The sequence below is a fragment of the Escherichia sp. 94.0001 genome, assembly GCF_013369155.2.
Taxonomy (GTDB): Bacteria; Pseudomonadota; Gammaproteobacteria; order Enterobacterales; family Enterobacteriaceae; genus Escherichia; species Escherichia coli_F.
In genome coordinates this window covers 1-295 of the sequence record NZ_JABWMS020000290.1, presented here as the reverse complement: position 1 = coordinate 295, position 295 = coordinate 1, and the positions used below count along the sequence as shown (strand labels likewise).

At 52.5% G+C, this 295-nt stretch carries 1 protein-coding gene; it reads right to left on the bottom strand.

Going from position 1 to position 295, the window contains the following annotated elements; translation table 11 throughout:
- Window positions 1–295, bottom strand: a 295-nt coding sequence (locus HEN33_RS25775) for a phage tail tape measure protein (protein ID WP_172839248.1), incomplete at both ends; no start/stop codon positions are given.

Below are 295 nucleotides of genomic sequence, written 5' to 3'. Positions count from 1 at the left end.
CAGTTGCGCCATTCCACTTTGTTTCCGTTCAGCATCTCCGTGATGTTATTCACCAGTCCTGAAATCCCCTCCGTTGCCAGCTGTGCTGCCTGAGAGGCGTAATCGGATGCATTGTCCACCCAGTTACTGAATCCCTCCTGCAGCCCTTTCTGCCAGTCCGCACGCTGCACATCCGATTCGGCATAAAAGGCTTCCTGCTCTTTCAGACGTTCACTCAGATACTGTGCATTCTGCGCCAGCGCCTGTCTGTAAAAATCCTCACTGATATCCCCGGTCTGATACTGAGACTGAAGGT